The organism is Alicycliphilus sp. T452, from assembly GCF_054512775.1.
This window is the reverse complement of the sequence record NZ_JBTNEH010000066.1, coordinates 1-1,822: the sequence shown is the minus strand read 5'-3', so window position 1 is coordinate 1,822 and position 1,822 is coordinate 1. Positions and strand designations below refer to the sequence as shown.

Genomic DNA, 1,822 nt, shown 5'->3' with positions numbered 1-1,822 from the left:
AAGACGTTCCCATTGGTGATCTGTCAGTTCGTAGCGGCTCGGGCGAGACATTCAGGCTGGTTTCCTCCTACCTGTATCGTCTCATTTCCCATGCGCGTCGCTCTGAATGTCGATTCGCCCTAGCGCCGGCCTTGCTCGCGCTCCTGAGCCGGTTGTTCTCGTCGTAGCCGTAGGTCCAGATGCCGTCCCCCGTCAGGTCGCCGTTGGCGTCGTGCGTGATGGTGCTGCCGGCGGCTGCCGTGTTTCTTCATCATCTTTTAAAAGACGTGCAGTGCTTTTTATAAAGCATTTTCCAGGATCTGATTTATCTACCCGCAAACCCATTCACAAGAGATCCGAGGTCATTGCCACAACCCCCAACTTCAATGCCATAATTTACACTCGCCCGAAAGAATAAATATAGTTTATCAAAATCATTGAGCGCAGAATAACTTTTGCGAAATATTTAAAATACCCCTCACCAACTGACGTGGTCACAGCATTACCAAGCCTGAATTTCACTCCACTGAAAAATCCTACAGATCCAATTCTTCCTCCAACTTGGGCGCTTAAGAATGTTCTTGCAATATAGTCCGATCCTCTTGGCATCGCATGCTGCGACACCGTCTCTTGAGGATCAATTTGAACGTCTGCCCCTAGCCCAACCACCAAGCGCCCAACTACCTCATGGGTAGCACCTATAACTGACAACAGCTCCGTCCCCAAGACCTAAATACCCCTTTACCGCGACCGCCCAAAGGCCTTCCGATTCTCTCAAAAGGACCACCCCAGACCCAGAAAATGCCACATTCTGATTTTTCAAAATCACGCATTTTTCTATTTAACACCATCGAATCTTTCAAACAATTCTGGATTCAACCCATCTAGACTGCCCTCAATCCCGCGATTAAGCTCAAGAGTAACGTCGAGCTCGCTTGGCGGATCTTTAGGGTCAAGCCGGACAAAGTACTCCTTTGCCGAGAAGGGAAGCCACCATACACGTTTTGGTGCAGGACCAATGATGGTCATGATGGTTCCTACTGGCACTCTACGTTGAAAGGCCACCTCGGGACCCTTAAATTGCACCGCAGTCAAATCCTCAACCGCCAACCCTCTCTTGAGTTGTCGCTTGTCAAGGTCCAGATATATACCGGCCAAATACACGGGGCCAATGATCTTGTATCGGCTCCCAGGCTGTAACTCTTCGGCGTAACTTGGGCTGCAGAAGATGGCGCCAATCAGGGCGAATAGCGTAAACGCAACGCTGGCGCGCACTATTGCACCATTGAGCTTGTTCATATGCATATAAAATATAAAGCCTTCACTTCCTTCTGATGCATCACCACTGCCGTACATGCCGTATGGCGAGGTTGGATTCTAATCATGCTTCGTTATTTATCAGGAAATTTAGTAGTTGGTTGTGCCATGGGTGCCGTGGGTGTTGGTTGATCGATAATTCCCAAAGTTCTCAACGCTTCTATGCCTACCGCCATAACAAATGCAGGAATCATCGAGGGAACATTAGCCAACAAGTCCGGAACCCCGCCTGCGTGAAGTGCATCCACGAGACTGTCATGCGTTTCTCCAAACGTGCGCCCCGCTGGCACATAGTCCTCAATAAGCCGACTGACTAAGCCACCAGGCGCGATTGGAGTGTCCTCACGCCCAACAGCGTATTCCGTTTGCCAAGGCTGCCTAAACCAATATAGCCCTGTCGGATCCCTGCGATTGATGGGATTGTTTCCCACATAGGCATACAGGTTCAAGTCGTCCTGCGTCCCAATCGGATCGGTCTGCAGGAACCGCCCCAGGCGGGGATCGTAGAAGCGGGCCTTGTAGTGGT

The 1,822-nt window shown here is 50.5% G+C and carries 2 protein-coding genes; both read right to left on the bottom strand.

The annotated features are described in order from the left end of the window. Positions 1–816 precede the first annotated feature (816 nt). A complete protein-coding gene (locus ACX12L_RS22905; RefSeq protein WP_459264567.1) occupies positions 817–1,335 on the bottom strand; it encodes a hypothetical protein in 519 nt (172 codons plus the stop codon). A gap of 35 nt (positions 1,336–1,370) precedes the next feature. Beyond that, a partial coding sequence (locus ACX12L_RS22900; RefSeq protein WP_459264566.1) for an RHS repeat-associated core domain-containing protein occupies positions 1,371–1,822 on the bottom strand: 452 nt, incomplete at its 5' end.

Coding starts and splice junctions, on each gene's coding strand:
- ACX12L_RS22905 (WP_459264567.1), bottom strand. CDS start 1,335: ATGTACGGCAGTGGTGATGCATCAGAAGGAAGTGAAGGCTTTATATTT.